19 protein-coding genes and 1 pseudogene are annotated in these 22,072 nt (G+C 49.8%); 9 read left to right on the forward strand and 11 right to left on the reverse strand.

The window, feature by feature from the left end; translation table 11 throughout:
• Nucleotides 1-149: 149 nt before the first annotated feature.
• Nucleotides 150-551 carry a hypothetical protein gene (locus ACFS7Z_RS13310; protein WP_377485288.1) on the forward strand — a complete coding sequence of 134 codons (402 nt, stop codon included), beginning with the start codon at nucleotides 150-152 and terminating at the stop codon, nucleotides 549-551.
• 87 nt (nucleotides 552-638) lie between these two features.
• On the opposite strand, the gene ACFS7Z_RS13315 is transcribed toward ACFS7Z_RS13310, so the two are convergent.
• Nucleotides 639-1,268: a thioredoxin family protein gene (locus ACFS7Z_RS13315; protein ID WP_377485290.1), complete on the reverse strand. Its 630-nt coding sequence runs from the start codon at nucleotides 1,266-1,268 to the stop codon at nucleotides 639-641.
• Between the two features lie 4 nt (nucleotides 1,269-1,272).
• Nucleotides 1,273-1,779: a TlpA disulfide reductase family protein gene (locus ACFS7Z_RS13320; protein WP_377485292.1), complete on the reverse strand. Its 507-nt coding sequence runs from the start codon at nucleotides 1,777-1,779 to the stop codon at nucleotides 1,273-1,275.
• 114 nt (nucleotides 1,780-1,893) lie between these two features.
• On the opposite strand from ACFS7Z_RS13320, the pseudogene ACFS7Z_RS13325 reads away from it, so the two are divergent.
• Nucleotides 1,894-2,451 (forward strand): annotated as a pseudogene (locus ACFS7Z_RS13325) (type 1 glutamine amidotransferase domain-containing protein).
• Nucleotides 2,452-2,532: 81 nt separating this feature from the next.
• On the opposite strand, the gene ACFS7Z_RS13330 reads toward ACFS7Z_RS13325, so the two are convergent.
• The 3 genes from ACFS7Z_RS13330 to ACFS7Z_RS13340 all read right to left on the reverse strand — a co-directional run bounded on the left by ACFS7Z_RS13330 (nucleotide 2,533) and on the right by ACFS7Z_RS13340 (nucleotide 4,717).
• Entirely contained in the window at nucleotides 2,533-3,084 is a 552-nt protein-coding gene (locus ACFS7Z_RS13330; RefSeq protein ID WP_377485294.1) for a DUF6992 family protein, read from the reverse strand.
• Between the two features lie 119 nt (nucleotides 3,085-3,203).
• Entirely contained in the window at nucleotides 3,204-3,932 is a 729-nt protein-coding gene (locus ACFS7Z_RS13335; RefSeq protein ID WP_377485296.1) for a YceI family protein, read from the reverse strand.
• Nucleotides 3,933-4,087: 155 nt separating this feature from the next.
• Nucleotides 4,088-4,717 carry a porin family protein gene (locus ACFS7Z_RS13340; RefSeq protein ID WP_377485299.1) on the reverse strand — a complete coding sequence of 210 codons (630 nt, stop codon included), beginning with the start codon at nucleotides 4,715-4,717 and terminating at the stop codon, nucleotides 4,088-4,090.
• 623 nt (nucleotides 4,718-5,340) lie between these two features.
• Between ACFS7Z_RS13340 and ACFS7Z_RS13345 the strand changes: the two genes are divergently transcribed.
• Nucleotides 5,341-6,243 carry a histone deacetylase family protein gene (locus tag ACFS7Z_RS13345; protein WP_377485301.1) on the forward strand — a complete coding sequence of 301 codons (903 nt, stop codon included), beginning with the start codon at nucleotides 5,341-5,343 and terminating at the stop codon, nucleotides 6,241-6,243.
• A 118-nt stretch (nucleotides 6,244-6,361) separates the two neighbouring features.
• On the opposite strand, the gene ACFS7Z_RS13350 is transcribed toward ACFS7Z_RS13345, so the two are convergent.
• The 4 genes from ACFS7Z_RS13350 to ACFS7Z_RS13365 form a co-directional block, all read right to left on the reverse strand.
• The gene (locus tag ACFS7Z_RS13350) at nucleotides 6,362-6,571 is read right to left on the reverse strand and encodes a hypothetical protein (protein ID WP_377485303.1); all 210 of its coding nucleotides are present in this window, start codon (nucleotides 6,569-6,571) and stop codon (nucleotides 6,362-6,364) included.
• Nucleotides 6,572-6,613: 42 nt separating this feature from the next.
• Nucleotides 6,614-7,315: a methyltransferase domain-containing protein gene (locus tag ACFS7Z_RS13355; protein WP_377485305.1), complete on the reverse strand. Its 702-nt coding sequence runs from the start codon at nucleotides 7,313-7,315 to the stop codon at nucleotides 6,614-6,616.
• Entirely contained in the window at nucleotides 7,296-8,450 is a 1,155-nt protein-coding gene (locus tag ACFS7Z_RS13360) for a type III polyketide synthase (RefSeq protein ID WP_377485591.1), read from the reverse strand. Before ACFS7Z_RS13360 ends, ACFS7Z_RS13355 begins: the two co-directional genes overlap by 20 nt.
• 159 nt (nucleotides 8,451-8,609) lie before the next feature.
• Nucleotides 8,610-9,725 carry an NAD(P)/FAD-dependent oxidoreductase gene (locus ACFS7Z_RS13365; protein WP_377485307.1) on the reverse strand — a complete coding sequence of 372 codons (1,116 nt, stop codon included), beginning with the start codon at nucleotides 9,723-9,725 and terminating at the stop codon, nucleotides 8,610-8,612.
• Nucleotides 9,726-9,892: 167 nt separating this feature from the next.
• Between ACFS7Z_RS13365 and ACFS7Z_RS13370 the strand changes: the two genes are divergently transcribed.
• Nucleotides 9,893-10,273, forward strand: coding sequence for a T9SS type A sorting domain-containing protein (locus tag ACFS7Z_RS13370; RefSeq protein ID WP_377485309.1), 381 nt, complete (start codon nucleotides 9,893-9,895; stop codon nucleotides 10,271-10,273).
• 90 nt (nucleotides 10,274-10,363) lie between these two features.
• Here ACFS7Z_RS13370 and ACFS7Z_RS13375 read toward each other — a convergent pair whose 3' ends face one another.
• A complete protein-coding gene (locus tag ACFS7Z_RS13375; protein WP_377485311.1) occupies nucleotides 10,364-10,711 on the reverse strand; it encodes an SH3 domain-containing protein in 348 nt (115 codons plus the stop codon).
• A 457-nt stretch (nucleotides 10,712-11,168) separates the two neighbouring features.
• Nucleotides 11,169-12,986, reverse strand: a complete 1,818-nt coding sequence (locus ACFS7Z_RS13380; protein ID WP_377485313.1) for a glycoside hydrolase family 15 protein — start codon at nucleotides 12,984-12,986, stop codon at nucleotides 11,169-11,171.
• Nucleotides 12,987-13,320: 334 nt separating this feature from the next.
• On the opposite strand from ACFS7Z_RS13380, the gene ACFS7Z_RS13385 reads away from it, so the two are divergent.
• From ACFS7Z_RS13385 to ACFS7Z_RS13405, 5 genes are all read left to right on the forward strand, one after another.
• Nucleotides 13,321-14,361 carry a porin family protein gene (locus ACFS7Z_RS13385; RefSeq protein ID WP_377485315.1) on the forward strand — a complete coding sequence of 347 codons (1,041 nt, stop codon included), beginning with the start codon at nucleotides 13,321-13,323 and terminating at the stop codon, nucleotides 14,359-14,361.
• Between the two features lie 621 nt (nucleotides 14,362-14,982).
• On the forward strand, nucleotides 14,983-15,186 hold the full coding sequence (locus ACFS7Z_RS13390; RefSeq protein ID WP_377485317.1) for a hypothetical protein: 204 nt from the start codon (nucleotides 14,983-14,985) through the stop codon (nucleotides 15,184-15,186).
• A gap of 933 nt (nucleotides 15,187-16,119) precedes the next feature.
• On the forward strand, nucleotides 16,120-17,124 hold the full coding sequence (locus ACFS7Z_RS13395; protein ID WP_377485319.1) for an alkaline phosphatase D family protein: 1,005 nt from the start codon (nucleotides 16,120-16,122) through the stop codon (nucleotides 17,122-17,124).
• A gap of 216 nt (nucleotides 17,125-17,340) precedes the next feature.
• Nucleotides 17,341-20,514 carry a TonB-dependent receptor gene (locus ACFS7Z_RS13400; protein WP_377485321.1) on the forward strand — a complete coding sequence of 1,058 codons (3,174 nt, stop codon included), beginning with the start codon at nucleotides 17,341-17,343 and terminating at the stop codon, nucleotides 20,512-20,514.
• An 80-nt stretch (nucleotides 20,515-20,594) separates the two neighbouring features.
• Nucleotides 20,595-21,947: an alkaline phosphatase family protein gene (locus ACFS7Z_RS13405; RefSeq protein WP_377485323.1), complete on the forward strand. Its 1,353-nt coding sequence runs from the start codon at nucleotides 20,595-20,597 to the stop codon at nucleotides 21,945-21,947.
• The last annotated feature ends 125 nt before the right edge of the window (nucleotides 21,948-22,072 follow it).

Genomic DNA, 22,072 nt, shown 5'->3' on the forward strand with positions numbered 1-22,072 from the left:
TACTACCATCCAAAGCACCAAAACAAAAGTTATAGTTATGTGCTTGTAAATGTGATGCTTCTGCTAAAAATCGTTGTGCATTTGCCTATAAAGTATAATTCAGGCTTTTCCTGCGTATAAATAAGCGTACAATTTTATGCTTTTAGATAATGGAATTTAAAGTTGTAGAACGTTCTCCTTTCGCCAGAATTGCACGCACGGTGCTTAAAAGCAAAAATGTGGCCATGGTGCTCGGGAAAAGCATACACCTGAGCGGCGTTTCCCGCGACACGTTCCTGAAAGATGAGGGGTGGGTGGCACACGAACTTTGCCATATCAGGCAGTTTAAAGAGCACGGCTACCTGCGGTTTCTGTGGCTGTACCTGCTCGAGTCGATGCGGGTAGGGTACTATAACAACAAGTTTGAAGTAGAGGCCCGCCTTGAGGGAATGAAGCACCGCCGGCACATGAGCCCGGCTTTGCTTGCTGCCAGTGAAGTTAAGCCCGCAGGTGCGCCCTTGCCTGCAGACACAAAACGAGTGGAAGGGGCAAAAGAAGAAGGGCAAAGTTAGATAAAAGACAAAGGACAAAAGAGTATAGACTTTAGGTAGCCTATACTCTTTTGTCCTTTGTCCGGAAATCCTTTGTTGACGATTCCCTTATGCTTCGCGCCACTTAATGGAGCAGCCGATGGCCTTGGTTGTTGGCTGGCTTACCTGCTTGTTTGCCACCAGTTCGTTCAGAGCAGCCTCCGCATATTTCTTCTGTACTTTGCCTGCATCCCGCGAGTTGTCGTCTATTGTGCCAATATAGGCTACCTTCATACTGCCGTCCGCCTGCTTCTGCACGATATACAGGTGCGGCGTTTTGGTCGCCCCGTAGGCCTTGGTAATCTCCTGTGTCTCGTCATACAGGTAAGCATACGGGAAATTCTTCTCCTTTGCCCGCTGCTGCATCTTCTTATAAGAATCATTCGGCGATACCTTCACATCGTTCGGGTTGATGGCTACAACAGGGTATCCTTTCGGTGCGTATTTATTGTGCAGGTCTATGAGGCGGTCTTCATACGCAATGGCGTAAGGACAGGTGTTGCACGTGAAGGTGACGATGAAGCCTTTGGCATCTTTGTAATCAGCCATCGACAGCATCTTGCCATCCACATTCTTCAGTTTAAAGTCGCGGGCTGTGTCACCAACCTGGTAACCATTATCAGCGGGCACAGCCGATAGGAGCACAGCTGCAAACAGCAGGCACACCATGTACACGAAAGGCAGTTTCAATTTTTCCATAGAATTATGATTTTGGTTTATACTTTTCAATCAGGCCTTGAAGCTCTTCCTGCGTCATCTCGCGCTCTACAAACTCATACTGCCTGCGCTTGTTGTTAAACAGCAGTGTGGCGGGTATGGCACCAGACCATTTCGGCTCCAACTTATCTATCCAGGTATTCCCGTCCGTCTCATCCAGCAGCAGCAAGTCAGCTTTCAGGCCACGCTTTTGCACGAATGGTTTTACGCGCTTCTCCAGGTCTTCGGCGGCATCCATACTTACTAAAACCACCTTCACCGGCTGGTCTTTATAAGCTGCGTTGGCCGCTTCAAAATAAGGTAGTTCTTTTATACAAGGCTTGCACCAGGTAGCCCAGAAATTCACCACGTAAAGCGTGTCGCCCGGCGACTGACGCAGTTGCTGCAGCTCATCAAATTTAATCACTTTTACGTCCTGGGCAAGAGCAGGCGCTACAGCAAGTAAAGCCAAAGAAAAAGCAGCGACGAAGCGCTTATAAAGTGTTTGCATCATGGCTGTATAACGTCTGTACCAGACTGGGTGTTGTGTAGGGGTAAGTTAACAATTTACCTTTCGGGGCGTTATAAATAGTAGAAATATATGTGAAACACGAAAACCAACTTAATAATGGCAAATAAATTAGAAGGAAAAAAGATAGCGATTTTAGTAGAAGAAGGATTTGAGCAAGTAGAACTAACAAAGCCACTGCAGGCGCTGAAAGATGAAGGCGCCGAAGCCCACATCATCTCCCCAAACAAGAACAGCCAGATTAAAGCCTAGAACCATACTGAGTGGGGTGATAAGTTTACAGTTGACAGAAAGCTGAGTGATGTGAAGGCCGAAGACTATAATGGCCTGCTTCTGCCTGGTGGTGTGATGAACCCGGACAACCTGCGCACCAACAAAGAGGCTGTTTCCTTCGTGAACAGTTTTATGGAATCGGGCAAGCCTGTGGCAGCTATCTGTCACGCCCCCTGGACGCTAATCGAAACAGGGAAAGTGAAAGGCAGGAAAATGACCAGCTACCACACCCTGAAAACTGACCTTAAAAACGCAGGAGCAGAGTGGGTAGACCAGGAGGTAGTAGTAGACCAGGGACTGGTGACAAGCCGTAACCCGGATGATATTCCAGCTTTCAACAAGAAGATGATTGAAGAGTTTGCCGAAGGCAAGCACGACCGCTAAAATAAGACATCTTTGAATCAACAAAGGCCCCAGTCGGAAATCCGGCTGGGGCCTTTTATATGTTACTGCTTTCTGTGGCTTTTATGTTTGCGGAACGAGGCTGAACAGCCTGTCAGCGGAAAACTCCAGCAGCACCACCAGCACCAGGTCTAAGAGGAAAAGGAAGACGCCCTGCAGCACCACCGCCTGGCCCCAGCCTAGCATCTGCTCTGTTTTGGCAGAAGTAACGGACCGCTCTTTCAGATAAGCCCCTAGAATAATGTAAGCTACGTCCAGACCTACATTCAGGTACAGAATCTTTTTGTACCACACATGCAGCTTCAGGCTTTGCATCAGCGATTGTGTTGCCGGGTCGCCGGAAATGATGCCGTACAGTGCTGCGCCGGCTATAATCAGGTTCACAATGTTCCAGTATAGGTTCATTTGAAAGTAGAACTTCCTGCTGCGGGTGGCCTTCGTTAGCTTAAAGCCTCCTACCAGAATGTTGAGGATGGCCCAGCCGCCTAAAACCAGCATGCCTGTTTTTAGTGTATCTGCCTGCTGTTGGTTAAAGGCCTGAAGGGTGTCAGATTGGGCATTGGCGGTGAAACCTAAAAAAAGCAGCGGTAGCAGGTACCTGAATTTTCTCATCATTTACTATTATATGTTTGAGTAGGAACGCATAAAACCGGGGCTTAGCATAACTCATGCTTCAAACGGAGCCGAAGCCTGATACATGTCTTGCCGTGCCTATGCGTGTAAGGCGATAGCACTTAATCTTTTACAGGCTTCGCAACGAGGTCAATCCCGATGTTTACCTCCGGGTAAATAGTTTTGTCTCCCAATGAATTGTCTGACCTATAGACTAAGCCCCACTTGGTGCGGTCTATGTTAAAATTGGCTTTAGCGCGAAGTAAGGAATCCAGCGTTACGCGGGCCGGAAAAGTGACACTCTTCGTCTCTCCCTTGATGGTTAGGTTGCCGGTTACATGGTGTGTCGGGTCTTGAATGCGCAACTCACTGTATTTGATTTTTGCGTCAGGTGCCGCTGCTTTTTCCTTGGTACTGTCGATGCGGGTAATGCTTGTCATTTCAAATGCTGCTGTCGGGTACTTCTCGACGTCAAAGAAGTCAGCAGAGCGCAGGTGTGTCGTTAGTTTCTTGTTGTTTGCTTCGTTTATGGTCTTATCATCAGATCGTGTGTTGGCCACATCCATTACAAACTCGCCGCCAATCAGCAGCCCCTCCCGCATGTGCAGTTCACCGCTCTGTATCCGGAACAGGCCGTTGTGCCGCCCTGTCATTTTAGCTCCTATCCAAGTTACTGCACTTTTGGCAGTATCTACCACGAAGATATCGGTTGGCCTTGCATTGTTTTTCTTCTCCACAGCTTCGGAGATAATGGCATCATCTGTATTAATAGTCGTGTCGCAGGCGGAAAACGTGAGAAGCAGAATCCCTGTATATAGCAGGAAAAGCGGGCGTAGGTATAGCTTGGCCATGGTGTTTGTAAATAAGTGGAACAACTACAGAGTAGAGCCTATCTACAAAATACGCTACAGAAGCATAAAATGATATATAGCTGTTTTCCGCCTGCTTAATAAGGCAGGAGCCAGGCGTGTGCCTGGCTCCTGAAGATTTATGAATGGAGGTGAGGCTAGAAGCCGATACCTAAATAAACCTGAATCACGCCATTCTTGATGTTCTCGTTGATGCTGTTGCCTGCGCTGTCTTCTTTGCGCAGGTCCGCAAGTCCGTGTACGTAGCGCGTGCCCAGCCTGAAGCGGCTGATTCGGCCTTCTAGTCCTGCCGCCGCACCATACTCAAAGGTGTTATAGGGCGCTAGGTTAACTTCTACACCCTCCTGTTTTGCCCCAATCATGATGCCTATCTGCGGCCCCAGGTGCACGCTAAAGTTTTCGGTAATGTTGAATACCGCCAGCACCGGCACATCAAAATAGTTGAAGCGGAAAGTAGAGTCATTGCGTTCATACCCTTTGCGTGAGAAAAGCACCTCCGGCTGAAGCGAGAAAAATTCGCCGAAAGAAACCTGGGCAAATATTCCTGCGTGGAAGTTGGTGTGGCCGTTCACCTCACCAAGGTTGTCTTTGTCGCTGCCATGCACATTGGTAAAATTTACGCCTCCTTTTATGCCTATACCTCCGTTAGGCGCATTGAGCCCACTGAGCAGGTTATGGTTTTGCTGGACGGTAGTTGGCCCCTCTACCTGGGCAAAGCCAGTAAAGCTGAAGAACAGGAACAGGGCAAGTATGCATATCTTTTTCATAGTGTAGGGGTTATCATGTTCTTAAATCACGTGCGCATGCAGTAATTAGGAGGCAGACTCCTGTGATCTTTTATACTGTTGTTTGGGAGCATAATGTTGCACTGCCGCTGTGCAGGTGTTCGGTTTCAACTTCTCAGAAAGCCGCAGCCGGTCATGAGGTTGTTATACTAGGAAATATATATATAAAGCATGACACAATGTTTCTCCCTGATGCTTGAAGTAGCTGGTCATTAGAAGGTTGGCTTTTGTAGAATAGGATAAATACAATAATGCTAAAATTCTGATACAGTACTTCACCAAAAGGTTGATACCCTTAGCTAAATTTTTAACTTTAGAGACAATAATATGAAATTGTAAAGATTCAGCCCCGGATTTTACATGAAGTTAACAGCAAATGGTGGACAACTAGGGGGTATCAACAAAGTTATCCACAATTATCCACATCAAAAATGGGTATAACCAGAAGCTTTTTAAGGAATATCCACACTTATCCACCGCTGTTTTTGTGCTGCTAAAGCCCTTAGTTATTGCACTGTTTCACGATGCCTTTCTTTAGTATGCTTCTTTGGGGCGGTGGCAGGATGGGTGAACATGTGGCGCTGTATTATTGTTAACTTTGTGCTATGTTAAAAATTGCCTGGACAGAGATATTCGCTCACAGCCTGCCGGAAGGCCACCGCTTCCCGATGGCCAAGTATGACCTGCTTCCGGAGCAGTTGCTCTATGAGGGCTCCATAACAAAGGATAACCTGTTTGCACCCGAGCCACTACCGGAGCAGTATGTACTCGATACACATGATGCTACCTACTGGGAGCGGCTCAGTAACCTGAAGCTTACCCCCTCTGAAATCCGCAAAACAGGCTTTCCGCTGTCAGAGGAACTGATACAGCGGGAGGTGGTGATTATGAACGGCACACTGCAGGCTACACTGTTTGCCTTGGAGTTCGGTATCGGGATGAACATTGCCGGCGGCACCCACCACGCCTTTACCGATAGGGGAGAAGGTTTTTGCCTGCTCAACGACATTGCCATTGCGGCAAACTACCTGCTCAAATACAAAGGCTTCAGGAAGATTCTGGTAGTGGACCTGGATGTGCACCAGGGAAATGGCACCGCGCAGATTTTTGAGAACGAGCCGCGGGTGTTCACCTTCAGCATGCACTGTGGCCATAACTACCCCTTCCATAAAGAGCAATCAGACCTTGATATTCCGCTGGAGGAAGGCACCGACGACAAAACCTACCTGCAGCTACTGCAGTATCACTTGCCGCGCCTGCTGGATGAGGAGCAGCCAGAGTTTGTTTTCTTTCAGTCGGGGGTGGATGTGCTGGCGACGGATAAACTGGGGAAATTAGGAATGACCATTGCCGGTTGTAAGGAGCGCGACCGCACGGTGCTGGAACTGTGCCACCGGAATAACCTGCCGGTTACAGTTAGCATGGGTGGTGGTTACTCTAAGCAAATCGCACATATAGTGGAGGCACATGCCAACACCTTCAGGCTGGCACAGCATATCTATTTTTAATTTTGCTCAACCCGGTATGCACGGGATAAGGAAACCCTTTTAGTTGCTTCCGGACAAGGTAGTCTGGAAGAGCATCATGGGTTCTTTGTCAGTTGTCAAAGGGTCATTGGCCAGAGAATCAATCTCTTTTCTTTAGCTTATCCGTTTTGCTTTTGCTGCCGGGCATCAGGAGCCTCTTCAGGATAAAGAAGATTACTGGGGCTAGGGCCAGTACCAGTATAGCCATCAGAACCACCTTCAGGGCCTTTACAAAAACCGATATAATAATGCCTGATATAAGGATGGAGGCTATAAGAAGCAGCCAGATGTATAGGGTTCTTTTATCCATAGGTTCAATAGAAGTTGTGCGGCGGGTGTATACAGTAAAAAATTAATTCTTCTGCAAAATAAGCTGCCACCTGAAGGCCCACATCCACCGCAGTTTGTAATTGGTGACTCCTGCCTGTTCTACCAGTTTTCGTAGTTCGCCGCGCTTAAAGGCCCGCCATACGGAGAGTGGCGCATCGTTCTTTACGAGGTAAGAGCCTGAAAAGGCAGTTGTGATGTATTTAATGGAATAGTATGCGAACCAGTGGCGGTGCAGGTCGTTGATGATAACGCCCAGCTGTGCCTGCTGGTAGAACTGCCGGAACAACTGAACCAGTTGTGCATCGGTAAAATGATGGCAGAAGAGGCTGCAGACTATAACATCATATGGTTGCTGTGCAAATACTTCTGAGAAGACGTTGTGCTGTACAACCTGTATTTCTTTGAAATCTGAGCAGCGCTGGCGGGCATACTGCACCATAAAACCATTGGCGTCTACACCTGTAAGTTCTACTGATATCTTTTTGCGCCTGGCCCAGCGGGCTATGTTCTTGAGAGTGTCTCCGCCGCCGCAGCCTATATCTGCTATGCGTAGAGGCTTGCTTTTGTGCTCTACCACCAGCTTGTCCAGTGCATCCAGTACTACTTTGTGGCCTCCCAGCCAATGGTTGATGACCTCCAGCTCATCCAGGTTCCGGCGCAAATCCTCCCCCGACAGCGCCAGGTCATCCATCAGCTCCGGTTCGTTAGATCGCTGCTTTAGCATCTGCGTAGTGTACTTTGAGTAACATGGACTCCAGGGTAAGGCCCGGCCCAAAGGCAAAGCTCAGCACCGGCTCGTCCTGCTCTCTTGTGGTCAGGTCGTCCATCAGCGCCTTCAGCACAAACAGTACGGTGGCCGACGACATGTTTCCGAAATCACGCAGTACCTGGTAGGCAAAGCGGTTATCGTCGCGCGTCATGCCCAGTTCCTGCTCAATTACCTCCAGTATGCGCCTGCCACCCGGGTGAATGGCAAACAGCTTTATTTCTGATACGGTTGTTTTCAGGCCCTGCAACAGCCTTTCCGTCAGTTCCTTTATTCCTTTCTTTATGAGGTCGGGCACATAGGAGGACAGCGTCATTTCAAAGCCGGTGTCCCCGATGTGCCATGCCATTTCGCGCTTGCCCGCCGGGGCTATATCGCAGTGGAAAGACTGCAGCTCCAGGCTTACTTCCCCGTTCGGCTGGCCCTGCATGAGCACGGCTGCGGCACCATCCCCAAACAAAGCGTTCGACACCAGGTGGTCCTGCTGGGCATGTTTCTGGAAATGAATGGTGCACAGCTCGGTGCAGACTAGAATCACTTTAGCCAGTGGATCTGCCTTGCAAATAGCATCGGCCAGTTTGATGGCATTAAAAGCGGCGTAGCAGCCCATAAAGTTTACAGCAGTGCGCTGCACACACGACGACAGCTCCAACCGCTCTACCAGTTCTATGTCCAGGCCCGGGGCATACATGCCGGTGCAGCTGACTGTGATCAGGTGGGTAATGTCTGCCAGGGAAGCCGCTGTTGTATTTTTCAGGCAGTTGCGGATAGCCTCCTCTGATAAATCGACGGCATGCTTGCGGTATTCGGTCATGCGCTGCTGCACCGTCGGGAAAGGCTCCAGGGTTGGAGTATTCGGGTAAAAAGTGAAGTTGCCGTTCTGCCGGTTGTAATCTTCCAGCACGCTGTAGCGCTGCCCAATGCCCGACACGCGGTAAAGGGCCTTTAACTTTCGGGTGTTTTGATCATCAAACTGCAGCGCTGTCGCCATAAAATCCGCAATCTGCATCTGCGGAATCTTGTTGGGCGGGTTAGCGGTACCTATGGCGCATATGTAGCTCTTCATTCGCTTTTTCGTTCGTTTACTGTTAATCGTTAGCTGCGCCTCGAGAGTGGCTAAATACTGAACAGAAAACCCGTGGGATAGTTATGGCGCCGTGTCTGGAGCTCAGGCACAGCTAATCGTTAACGAGTAGTGGTAGTAACTACGCAAGCAGTTGAAAATAAGATGTAAGTACAGTAAAACGCGGTGCTAAAAAGGTTGCCCGTGCGTTTGGCGCATAATGTACCGAGTGGCTGAAGGCGCCTGCTTTAGAAGGCCCACGGCTACTTCTGACAACACAGGACTTCCGAAAAGCTGCTGCACGGTGCGCCCCACAGCCAGGCGCTTTGCAAATCGCTGTTTCCAGATATGGCTGTAGTCTGCCTCCAGTTGCTGCCGGTTGTGGCCGTTATTGAAATACTTTATCACCTGCTCAGCCGCAATCTTACCGGAGTGAATGGCCATGGCCATGCCGTTGCCGCACAGTGGCGTAATCATGCCTGCTGCGTCGCCGCACATGAGCATGTGGTTCTCAACAGGGGTTTTGGTGGCAAAGGAGATTTCATTGATGACCTCTGGCTGCTCGTACAGGAACTCTGCTTCCTCAAAAATCCGACGCAGGTGCGGGTTGCGCTGCAGCACTTCCTGCTCCATCGCGGAGATGCTGCCGTGTTGCTTCAGGTTCTGGCGTGTTGTCAGGTAGCAGAAGCAGTAGCGGTCATCTTCTATGGCGGAGATGCCGGCATAGCCATCTTTAAAATTGTGCAGCGCAATCAGGTCTTTAGGAAAGTCGTGGCGGAGGTGGTACTTCACTCCGAGGTAGGGGGAGCGTGCCCGGAAAAAACGGCGGTTCAATTGGCGGTCGAGGTTGGAGCGTTTCCCATACGAGCCAAGCACCACCCTGGCGTGCAGGCTTTCTCCGCCAGATAAAGTTAAGGTAAAAGCATCGTCGGCAAAAGCAACCTCCTGCACCGTTTGCTGCAGCCTGAACGTTGCTTCCTGTTCCTGTGCCAGTTGGTAAAGGTAATTATCCAGCGTAAACCGGCTGAGGCCGAATCCGCCCAAATCCAGTTTCGACTCTAGTGTTTTGCCAGTGGGGGAGGAAAGCATAAAACGGCTGATACGGGCAGGGCCCAGGGAACTGAGCTGCACACCCAGCATGCGCAGGTAGGGCAGTACTTCGTTTGAGACGTACTCTCCGCACACCCTGTGGAAGGGGTAAGCCTTTTTCTCGACCAGCGTAACCTGCAGCCCAGCCTTAGCCAAACTCAGCGCACTGGCTAATCCGGCCAAGCCACCGCCTATTATAACTACATCCTCCTTCAAAGTGCTGTTTTTATAAGTATGAATTTAATCCTAAAATAAAGAGCTAAAACTTAGTGAATGATGTGTTTATTTAGTGTATAATACAAGAACAAATTAGTGTTGCTTGCGTTTTAAATAAGTGGAACAACTTTTGTTTATATTGGATATATATTTAGCATATAACGTTTATGAAGCAACTTATACTTTCTCTCTTCACTTGCATGACCGTGCTTATGGTGCAGGCTCAGACCCGGACCCCTGTCCAGGTTCAGGCACAGCAGGCAGAGAAAGAGAATCCACTTAATCTGGAATCGGGCGATGAAAAAGTGGCCATCTACCCTAACCCGAGTACAGGTATCTTTACTATATCGCTCAGAAACTTAGACACCCGAAAAGTAGAACTCCGGATCATGAACGTTATCGGTAACGAAATCTTTCACGAAACGTTGACAAGCGGCGATGCCCAGTTCCAGAAAACAGTTGACTTGAATCGATTTGCCAAAGGGCTTTACTATGTGAAACTGGAAGCAGATGGCTATAGCACTGTGCGGCGGGTAGTGGTGAAGTAATTATATTTATTCTGTATTTCTAAGGCAGCAGTCTCTGTAGAAGGGGCTGCTTTTTTGTTGTGCAGGAGTGCGAGCAGTAATAGATACTGCTTACTTCTTTTCCGGAAGTATTATCTTAGAAATATACCCTGTGTGTGTAGAGGTATCCTGCAGCAAACGGACCTTAACGAAAACATTGTCGGTGGTATCGATGATATGCAATTGCTGAGAAGTATCGAAATGTGCGATGATGGTGCCGCCGAAGCTGGGACGGGCGTAGAGGATTCCGCTGATGAGCGGCTTGGAAGCGTATATGACGTCTTTGGGAAGTGGCGCAGCTTCTGTCTCGTTTGCGATGGTAGTCTCCTCCGGGTTGTCCTGCTCTTCGCGCCCGCTGTTGTTGCAGGAAAGGGAAAGGAAGATAAGCGCTAAAGAAATGATTGACAATCCTGGTTTCATCGGGAGATGGTGTATGAGGTGTTATATATGTATCTGCAGAGATAAGGTTTCTGTGAGCAAATTGTTTTGTGGATTTTATTAGAGTAACTTTTGTCGAAGCTGTCGTAGTGGTGGATTATCCAGCTTTCTATAGCTTGGTGCGCTCCACTCCCGCGGGGACGCGTTTTCCTGTTCAGCGCTGTATAGTTGAACCTGCCGGGGTATGGGTCCTCTACTCGCGCTACTCGGGCTGCCTCGCTCCGTACGGCACTGGAACATCAATAAGGCGCTTCACATGAAAACTAAAATCACTTTTCCTCCGAGCCAATTTTGAGCTTCTTCATGGAAGTAAGGGTGCTGATTTTTGATGTATTTCCTCAGGAAATGCTTCAGAACTCTCTGTGCCATATGATGAATCTCTTCTTATGACCCTCTTTTGTTGTGATTTTTCACTTACCCATTTAGGGGAACTTATTCTCTAGAACTTACTATTGTTCTGGTTGTCGTTGAGCATGTCGTTGATGCTGAGGGCTGCGCTTATGAGGCCGAGGTGGGTAAAGGCTTGTGGGAAGTTTCCCAAGTGCTCTCCCTTCAGGCCCAGTTGCTCTGCGTACAGCCCCAGGTGGTTCGCATAACCCAGCATCTTTTCGAAGTAGAGCCGCGCTTTGTCTACCTGCCCGGATTTTGCCAGGCACTCCACATACCAGAACGTGCACATCGAGAACGTGCCTTCGCCCCCGGATAGGCCTTCTAGGTCCTCATCAATGCGGTAGCGGAATACAAGTGCGTCAGATACCAGCTCATCTTCTATGCGCTTCAGGGTCGAAAGCCAGCGCGGATCTTTGGGGCCGATAAACCTGATAATGGGCATCAGCAGGATGGAGGCATCCACAGTTTCGGCTCCTTTGTACTGTACAAAAGACTGCAGCCGATCATCCCAAAACTCATCGTGTATGGAGAAAAAAATCTTATCCCGCTCTTCCTGCCACCTCGGCGGAAGCGGGTAGGAGTGGTTGGCAGCTATTTTCATAGCACGGTCAATGGCTACCCAGCACATCAGACGGGAGTAGAGGAAGTGCTTTCTGCCACCGCGCACCTCCCAGATACCCTCATCTTCCAGGTGCCAGTTATCGCAAACCCATTCCACTTGCTTCCTCAGGTCGTTCCAAAGGCCAAAAGAGATACGGTCTACGTATTTGTCATACAGGTAAACTGAATCCAGCAGTTCTCCATAAATGTCAAGTTGTATCTGATCATAGGCCCCATTCCCAATGCGAACTGGTTTTGAGCCCATATAGCCTTCCAGGTGGTCTAGCTCTGTTTCCTTCAGGTCTATCTTGCCATCCAGGGTGTACATCAGCCTCAGGTAACCGGCATCGCCAATGTCATCGCACTGCTTGTCTACCCAATCTACAAATGCCTTGGCTTCTTTTGTGTGCCCCAGCCTGAGCAGTGCATACACCGTGAACGAGGCATCCCTTATCCAGGTATAGCGGTAGTCCCAGTTGCGCACGCCGCCAATCCCCTCCGGCAAGCCAAAGGTAGGAGCCGCCACAATAGAGCCGAACCTGTGGGAGGTGAGGAGCTTTAGTACAAGCGCAGACCGGTTCACGACTTCAAGCCAGCGCCCGGTATAGCTGGATTGTGCTACCCAGCCTTTCCAGTAGTTGATGGTGTCGTACAGGGTCTTTGTAACAAACTCATCCAGGCCAATAGCGGGTGGGGTGCTGTGGTCAATAAACTCAAGTACAAAATCTGCTTTTTCTCCGGTCTTCAGGCAAAAAGTTGCTATAGCATCTCCGTCCTCCATATGTATCGGAACAGAACTTTTCAGCCTGATGATGGTGCCGTCAGGGCCCTCACTGATGAAGATGATTTCATTCGCATTCAGCTGTTCTGTTACATGCGGCGAGCGGGCATAGTCGAAGCGCGGGCCGCAGTACATGGTAAAGTCCAGGTCGCCATGTACACAGGTTACCCTCCTGATGAGTTCCTTGCCCTGGTATAACTCCTCCACAGGCATAAAATCGGTCACTTCTCCAATACCCCTGTCAGATAAAAACCTGGTGAGCAATACGTTGGTGTCTGGGAGGTAAAGCTGCTTGTTTTTCAAACCATCCTCTGTGGGATGTATAGAAAAACTGCCCCCTTTGTTTTTGTCGAGCATGGAGGCAAAAATGGTAGGAGAGTCAAAGTCAGGGAAGCACATGAAGTCGATGGAGCCATTCAGACCCACTAAGGCCACCGTGTTAAGGTCCCCGATGACCCCGTAGTTCTCTATTGGCTGGTAATCCATGTGGTGCTTGTGGAATATAGTGATACATTAATGTATACTTTCTTACCTGGATAAAGTTGTATCGAAGCCTACATAAAAGGGCAGCTGAAATGAACGGTTAAACAGAAAAAAGTATATTCCAGACACTGTTAGGTTACTCCTGGGTATGGCAAAGCAGGTGTACGCGACCTAGCTGTTATAACTGGCAAGTATAACAAATGCCTTTACTATTTTCCTGTGGCTTCGCTTGCCTCTCCTTTCTGCTATACGTGTTTAAATATATAAAGAGTACTTGTTGTTTTTCTGACAATACGCTACAGTGGTCTTATCTTCAGACACTTACCTGGACCATGCTATGAAAAATGCCTTGATGTTGTTCTGCCTGCTGCAGAGTTTTGGAATAGCGCAGGCACAGACTTTTGTCGGAGTTCGTGGAGGTGCTAACTACAGCAGGGTGAATGGGATTGGGACTACAGGCTCAAATTACAACTGGGTGAAGAGCTTGCATGGTGGCATTTTCATCAACACTAGTGTTGGCGACAAACTAAGCCTGCAAACTGAGGTTATCTACTCCCCCAGGGGCTTCACCTTTGTGAAGCAGTATGCGGGCAACAAGGTCGTTAATCGCGACACCATCCGATATGAACAGGATGCCAGGCTGAATTACTTCGATTTCCCGGTGCTGGTAAGGCTGCAGGGGCGCAGGTACTATCTGGAGACTGGGCCACAGTTCTCTTACCTGCTAGATGGCCGCCGCAGAGACACCCACACAACCGAGAACAATGGTGTTGTGAACAGGATTGAAACGGAGCATAATCTGAAAAATATTGTCGAGCCAGTGGATTTAGGGTTTGTAATCGGGCTTGGTTACCAGACTGATTTTGGCGTTGGCATTGGTTTGCGCTATAACCAGGGCTTCCGTGAAATCATCGACCAGCAGAACTGGCAGAAGAACGTCTTGCTTCAGGCATCTGCCTCTTATGTGCTTGGCTACAGGGGATTTATGAGGCGCACAAATGCGGCATTGCAGGAAGGTGCTAAAACGAATGTAGCCTCGGCCAGGGCAGGAAAAGAAAAGCGGCGCAACTTCCGGATACTTCATAAAGTGAACGTGCAGCGGGTGCGGTTCGTGAAAGTGGGAGAGTCTGAAAACCCGCAGGTAGAGTTCCGCTTCAGCTCTGTTGGAGGTCATAACCCAGATAACCTCATCATCTCCGGCTCAAGCGGCACAGAAGAGAATGGCCTGTTCACCGGGTTCAGAAATGTGCAGTTCCCTTACAAAGGCTCTATCCGCTTCAGCGTTCCTGCTTCCATTGGTTTAGGCATCGTAGAAAGCTATATGGAGTTTGAAATATTAGAACCCGGCATCTGGCAAATCATCTTCCTGACACAATAGCATTGCTCCCAACGCAGAACGTGGTTAGCTCTGTGGTGCCAGCTGATATGGGCTTTCAGCAAATCTTACAAAATCTGCTTCATCACCTCTTTCGCAACTTTAGGGCTCGGGCGTATAGTTTAGCCTCAAGTGCATCAACAGACACCACTTCCTGGTAAAAACTGTCTTTCCGTTTACGTCTCTGGGTGGTTCAAGCTATATGAAATGTAGGTAGGGCAGGAGTGGGAACAGGAGCGTGTAGAGGCTTTATTCCAAATGGGATAAAGTATATTTCTTTGGAGTAATAACATTTTCCAGTCTAAGCTGCCGTAGCAAAGCTTCTTCAGTGGCAACAAGCCTACAGTTGCGTTGCAGAAGTTTGTGCTCTCTGGGCCGAGAGGCCCCTACCCCCAGGCGCTCAACCCAAAGACTGAAAATTCTTTCACTTCGTGCCAACACATATAAAAGGCTTATGTATGAAGCTTTAGGTAATTTGGTTTGATACATTGGTGTGGTTGAGGCCTGATTAGGTATGAGTAGAAAAGTTACAGGGGGTGCAGGCAGCAGTTTTCTAGCAGCAATAAATATATTAAACTTTATATATTTATTATCGTTAATATACTGTAACCTATAACTAGAGCAATGACAAAACCTGCCACGCTTACAGTCATCAGAAAGGGAAAAAGAAATATCTACCCTTTTGATTTGGACGATATTAATTACATCGCTTTTCTGGAGAAGAGCACAGAAGAAGACTCGGAGATAACGGTAGGTGTTGGTGGAAGAATGTTTTTAATCAAGGGAAAAGCCGCCAGAGACATACATTGTCTCCTGAGTAGGAGATAAGTCAATGATAAATGAAAAAGCCACTCCTCATCGGGTGGCTTTTTCATTTATCTGCGTTGCTATTATCATGCATCAGGTGGGTCAATGCGTTTTCTTATCTTCAGTTTTTTGCTCTGAGTCACGCTTTATGAATTTCACCAACGATGATACGAACAGCAGGCAGAACATTAGTGAACGGGTCATAGGTTACATAGTTAGTAATATGTTTATATACGCCTTTTATTATATGTAGTTTAAAAATATACTTTAATCTTAGTATGTTTATAGTGTTTATTCCGGCTAGGTCCAAACTATCTACTATAAACTTTTATGAGTTCAAAGGGCTCGACTTACTCAGTCATAATGGTAAACACCTGCGCAGCGTTCAATGCGGGAGCGAAAAGAGGTTTAAGGGGATAAAAGGGGTGGTAATTTCCGCTTCTGCCAAAAAGCTTCATTCAGAGTTGAAGTAGAAGGAACAATACAGTAAATGGTATTCTCTCTGATGGCTTGTGAGTAAGAGACTATCATGAAGTCGTTCTTTAAAGCCGGTGAAGCTATAGACTGGCCTCTTTGTTCTCTAATACATTTGGTACTATATGTCGATCAGGTAGTAAAGTTCAAGGGGCTGTTATTTCAATATGCTTCTGAATAGAAATAGAAAGCCCCATGCGTTATGTATGAGGCTTCTTTGTGGCCTTGTCATAACATCTGTTCCAAGACGTCCACTTTTTGGGAACTACATTCAATTTAAAGCTTGAAGTAGGGGTGTGCATAATCAGCGTATTTAAAGCATCCTACGCATTAACTGCCAATATGTACTATATCCTGCTGTAGGCCTATTATGTCTCTAATAGTTCCTGCACATGAAAAATTACATAAAAGTCACAGTGGCTTAACACCCACTTCACCTTAGGTGGTGATATTTGCCTTAAAAGACAGAAGACAAATAAGATGGTAAAATATTTTTTCAGTTTCGTGTTGGTGCTCTCTCTGGGGACAGCTGTTGCGCAGACACAGGAGGAGTTCGTCATGGCCTTTGGCTCGTGCAACAGGCAAAACCTGCCGCAACCCATGTGGAATGTGATTGCCAGGGAGCAACCTGATGTATGGATATGGCTCGGGGACAACATCTACGGGGACTCAGACGACATGGCGGTGCTGAAGGCCAAGTATGAGACGCAGGCAAATCAGGAAGGCTACAAAAAGCTGGTTGCCCAGGTACCTATTATCGGCACCTGGGATGACCATGATTACGGGCGTAATGATGCCGGCAAGGAGTACCCCCACAAAAAAGAAAGCCAGCAACTCGCACTAGACTTTTTCAAAGAACCGGCCAACAGCCCCCGCAGAAAGCAAGAAGGCATATATGCTGCCTACGACTACAAGCTGAAGAATAAAACGGTGAAAGTGATATTGCTGGATATCCGGTACCACCAGGATGCTTTGCAGAAGGACAGTGCAAAAGCCTATATCCGGAACAGACAGGGAGATATTTTAGGGGAAGCGCAGTGGAAGTGGCTGGAGAAGCAACTGAAAGATAGCAAGGCAGACGCGCACATCATTGGTTCCGGCATCCAGTTTATCCCCGATCAGCACCCCTATGAGAAATGGGCTAATTTCCCGGCAGCCCGCAAGCGCCTGTTTGAGCTGCTCGCGGGAACGCAGGCGAAAGGCGTCATGCTCATCAGCGGGGACCGGCATATCGGTGAGTTTTCCAAAACGGAAGTGGAGGGGCTGAACTATCCTGTTTACGAGATTACCTCCAGCGGCTTGACGCACTCCTCCACCAACAACACCAGCGAGTACAATCCCTATAGGGTGGGGCCGCTGGTGAACCAAAAGCATTTCGGGCTTTTCACTTTTCATGAGAAAGGAAATACACTTGCCGTTGAAGTGGAGCTGAAAGGCGAGGACGGGGCTTCCTTTCACACGGAGAGAATAGAACTGGCAAAATAGAGCATACACACAATATCGTCAGCAGGAAAGAGGCTGTCTCCACAAGAGGCAGCCTCTTTTGATGTTGCCCTTCGCAGCCTCCGGTGGCCTTGGCTTCCTGTGCTTAACCGTGCGGTAAACACAGGAAGCGTTTCTTCATGAAGACGTAATACTGGCGTTCCGCAGCCGTAACATGGCGGGAGTAGCTTTGCCCTGTAACCATACTTCTATAATTACATGACAAAGCAATTTTACTACTCGCTCTTTAGCCTTGCTTTCCTGGTGTTGTTTTCCGCAGGGCAGGATGCCTGGGCGCAGGTAACCGGCGCTTCCGTTATAGGAAAGGTAACAGACGAACAAGGTGCCGGATTACCGGGCGTAACTGTATTGGTACGCAATGAGTCCACGGGGTTTCAGGCCGCCACACTGTCAAATAGTGAAGGCAGCTACTCCTTTAAGCAGCTGCCGCTCGGCAAGCCCTATGAAGTGAAAGCAACCTATATCGGGCATGCCACTCAGGTACAGAACAACTTTGCGCTAAATCTCGGTGACCAATTGATAGTTGACTTCGTTATGCGGCAGGCTGCCACGGACCTGGAGGAAGTCGTGGTGACCACCAACTCGCTCAGCAGCCGCATAGAGCGTGCCGGGGCAAGCACATTCATTAGGGCGCAGGATATTGAGAAGCTCCCGACCATGGACCGTGACTTCACCAACCTAGCCTCCCTGGCTCCGACAGTGAACGGCGGCAACATCAGCGGACAGCGCGCCTCCTCCACCAATTACCTGATAGATGGGGTGAGCGCCCGGAACAACCTGACCTCAGGCGACCTGGCAAGGGGACCCTACGGGTTGTCCATGGAGGCCATCCGGGAGTTTGAGGTAGTGACAAACGTGTACGACGTGACTTATGGCAGGCAAGGTGGTGGTACCATCAGCGCCGTAACGAAGTCAGGCACAAACACCTTAACCGGTTCTGTGTTTGACTACTACCGCTCTGACTTCCTCTCCAGCCCCTACGACATCCGGGGAAACAAGCGGGAGCAGAATTTCACCACAAACCAGTACGGCTTTAGCCTGGGCGGCCCCATCATCAAAGACAAGCTGCACTTCTTCACAGCCCTTGACCGCCAGAACGAGACCATGCCCTTTTTTATCGCTGATATCCGGGAGGCCGCAGATGAAAATGCCCTGCGCATCAGCAGAGGAGCCCTGGATACACTGATAACGATAGGGCGCGAGAAGTATGGCTTGAGCAACAACCCGCAGGTGGGGGAGTTTGAGAGGAAAACGCTGGCTAACACCTTCTTTGCCAGGCTCGACTGGCAGATCAACGAGCGGAACCAGCTGACGCTCCGCAACAACTACAGCGACTGGAACAACCCCTACAGCGTCAGCGATAACTCGCCCATCAACCTCTTTGAAGTTCACGGCGATTTCAAGTCCAGGGAAAACAGCACGCTGCTCTCCCTGAGGACGCAGTTCAGGCCGACGCTGCTCAACGAGCTGAAGGTGCAGTACCAGCGGGCTACCCGAAACTATGTACCGAACAAGGAACTGCCTTCCTCTAACATCCCGCGGGCCATTGTTACCGTGCGCTCGCAGCTGCCGAACGGCACGCTGGGTAATACGCAGGTGCAGTTGGGGGGGCAGCGTTTCCTGCCGGAAGACAACCTGGAAGACCAGGTTCAGTTGGTGAACACCACCTACCTGACCAGGGGGAGGTATAACTTCACATTCGGTACCGACAACACCCTGACCTATCTGGACACGTACATTTCCAACGAGCAGAACGGCCGCTTCATTTTTAACACCCTGGAGGACTTTGCTAACCTGAACCCATCCCGTTATGCCCGCGAGGTGCCACTGCAGGGTGTGCCGTCGGTGCAGCAGTGGGTGCTGAACGGCTCCCTTTTTGGTCAGGTGCAGTACGAGCCGCTGCCGAACGTGGAGGCGACTCTGGGGCTTCGCTGGGACGTGACGAGTTACCTGGAGGCGGGGGAGTATAACCCGGTGGTGGAGGAGGCGCTGGGACTGCGCACAGACAACAACCCGACAGACTGGAATAACATCCAGCCGCGGCTGCAGCTGACATGGGATGTGGCGGGCAGGAGAACCGATGTGCTGAAGTTCGGGGCCGGTATGTTCTCAGCCAACCCCATCACCTATGCGCAGGTGAACAACATCCAGAACAGCGGCACCATGGTGGCCGCCGTGGACGTGACACGTCCTGCAAGTGGCGTGAACCTGGTGCCAAGACCTGATTTCCCTGCCTACCGCCAGGACCCGGGCACTGTGCCGGGGCTCATCCCCGGGGCGCCGACGGTGTCCACCATCAACCTGAATGACGCCGAGCTGCAGATGCCCTCTGTCTTTAAAGCTAACCTGAACTACAACAAGATTATCGGTGACTGGCTGCGTCTGGGCGTCAACCTGCTTTACTCCAAAACCTGGAACAACTATGTGTACCTGGACCGGAACCTGGTGGAGGAACCTTATTTCCGCCTGGCCAACGAAGACAACCGCGGGGTTTTTGTGCCGGCCGGCACCATCACACAGAAGGGTATAACGGACAACGTGCTGGGAAGGAAAACACAGGCCGTGGGACGTACGCTGGAGTTCACGAATGGGGCCGAGCTTCGCCAGGCAGCTGTGATTGTGGATGCTGATATCCGTTACCTGAGAGACGGTTACCTGAACCTGAGCTATACCTGGAACGACTCCAGGGACAACACGTCCTACAACGGAAACGTGGCTAACACCTCTACCTTCAGGCCTGTTAAGTCTGACCCCCGTGACCTGAGCGAGATGTACTACTCCGACAACCATTTCCGCCATAAGGTAGTGGTGTTTGGCTCCAGCCCGAGCCTGAAAGGGTTCGTGCTCAGCGGTGCATTTACAGGGCTCGGCGGGGCAAGGTACTCGCTGCTGGTGGACGCGGACATCAATGGTGACTTTGTGGGTGGTCCCGGCACTGACAATGATTTAGCCTTCGTCTTTGACCCGTCTGACCCGAACACACCCGAGTCGGTAAAAATCTCAATGGAGAAGGTGCTGGCAAACCCGGATAACAGGGCTATAGAATATATCCGGGAGAGCCTGGGCGGTATAGCAGACCGCAACGGCGGAAGCAACCCTTTTTCAGGAACTTTCGACGTGCGCCTGGCAAAGACCTTCAAAACCTTTGAAGACCATGGGCTGACCATGAGTGTGGACGTGTTCAATCTCGCCAACCTGCTGAACAAAGACTGGGGAGTAAACTATAACCTCCGAAACCAGAACCTCTTGTTTGTGACAGGCTTTGACCAGGAAAAGCAGCAGTATACCTACCGCGTGAATGAAAACGTGGGCGTGACGCAGCAGAACGGCACCCCGTACCAGATACAGGTAGGAGCCAAATATTCATTCTAATCTGAAAAATTTAAAACGAAAAGGTATGGGAGCCAATACAGCTCCCATGCCCTTTTTACTGTTATCTAACCCAACATCATATGCAGCGATTTGCCATAACAGCTTTATTGAGTGCCGTTTGTTTTTTCAATTGCTTTGGACAGGCAGCGAAGCACGTTGTCATCATTAGTATAGACGGGTTTCGACCGGAGTTTTATAAGGATCCTTCTTGGGCCACGCCAAACTTAAAAAAGCTGGCGGCTAGTGGGGTGTATGCGGATGGCGTGAGGGGTGTATTCCCCAGCGTTACCTACCCGTCTCACACCACTATCATTACAGGGGCCATGCCAGCGAAGCACGGCATTTACTATAATTCTCCCTTCGAGCCCGAAGGGCAGACAGGGCGCTGGTACTGGGAAGAGAATCTTATCAAAACAGAAACACTGTGGGATGCGGTGCATGAGGCGGGCCTGAAGTCTGCCTCGGTTGCCTGGCCTGTCTCGGCTGGCGCGCCCATTGATTATAACATTCCTGAAGTGTGGTCGCTGGATAAGAAGGTGGATCGGCTGGCGCCAATCCGGCAGCAAGCCACTCCTGCCGGGTTGTTTGAGGAAATAGAGCTGAATGCCACTGGCAAGCTAACGCCTGATGACCTGAACAGTGACTACATGAGCACCGACGAAAACGGCAGCAGAATGGCCGCTTACCTGATCAAAAAACACAAGCCGAACCTGTTGACGCTGCACCTTTACTGCGTGGACCATGCTGCCCACGGCGAGGGGCGCTATGGAGAGCACGTCAGCGCAGCGGTCGCCACAGCGGACCGGGCCATTGGGAATATACTAGAGGCCATTGAGAAAGCGGGCATCAAAGACAGCACGGCTATCATCATTACCGGAGACCACGGCTTCGTGGACATACACACCAGTATGGCTCCCAATGTGTGGCTTTCCGGTAGAGGGCTAGCCGGCACTGACGGGGCTGACTGGAAGGCTAAGTTCCACACGTCTGGGGCCGCAGCATTTTTAATGCTGAAGAACAAGGGCGACAAGCGAACCCTGAGCGAGGTGAGAGCCACGCTGGAAAGCTTGCCGGAATCCCAGAAGAAGCTTTTTAGGGTAGTGGAACGGGCTGAACTGGACAAGATTGGAGCGGATCCGGCGGCAGTTCTGGCCCTGGCTCCTGTAAAAGGAGTGGCCATGAGCAGTGCTGTGGACGGGGAGCCGCTCAGGCCTGCAAAAGGAGGAACGCATGGTTTCTTTCCTGATTTTGATGAAATACAGACGGGTTTCATCGGAGCAGGGGCAGGGTTCAGCAAAGGCGTTGTGTTGCCTGTGATGGGATTGGAGGACATAGCGCCTGTCGTAGCGGAACTGCTTGGTTTACCTTTCAAGGCCCCGGACGGTGTGCTGTACCCAGGGTTACTTACCAAGGAAGCAAAAAGCGCTTTGTAAAACGACAGCTGGTAGATAAACAGAAGAGGCTCCTCGTGTTTAGTACGAGGAGCCTCTTCTGATTTATAAAATTTTGAAGATGAGTACTCACTATATCTAAAGCCGCATAACGCTAATTAATATCA

The organism is Pontibacter toksunensis, assembly GCF_042686245.1.
GTDB lineage: Bacteria > Bacteroidota > Bacteroidia > Cytophagales > Hymenobacteraceae > Pontibacter > Pontibacter toksunensis.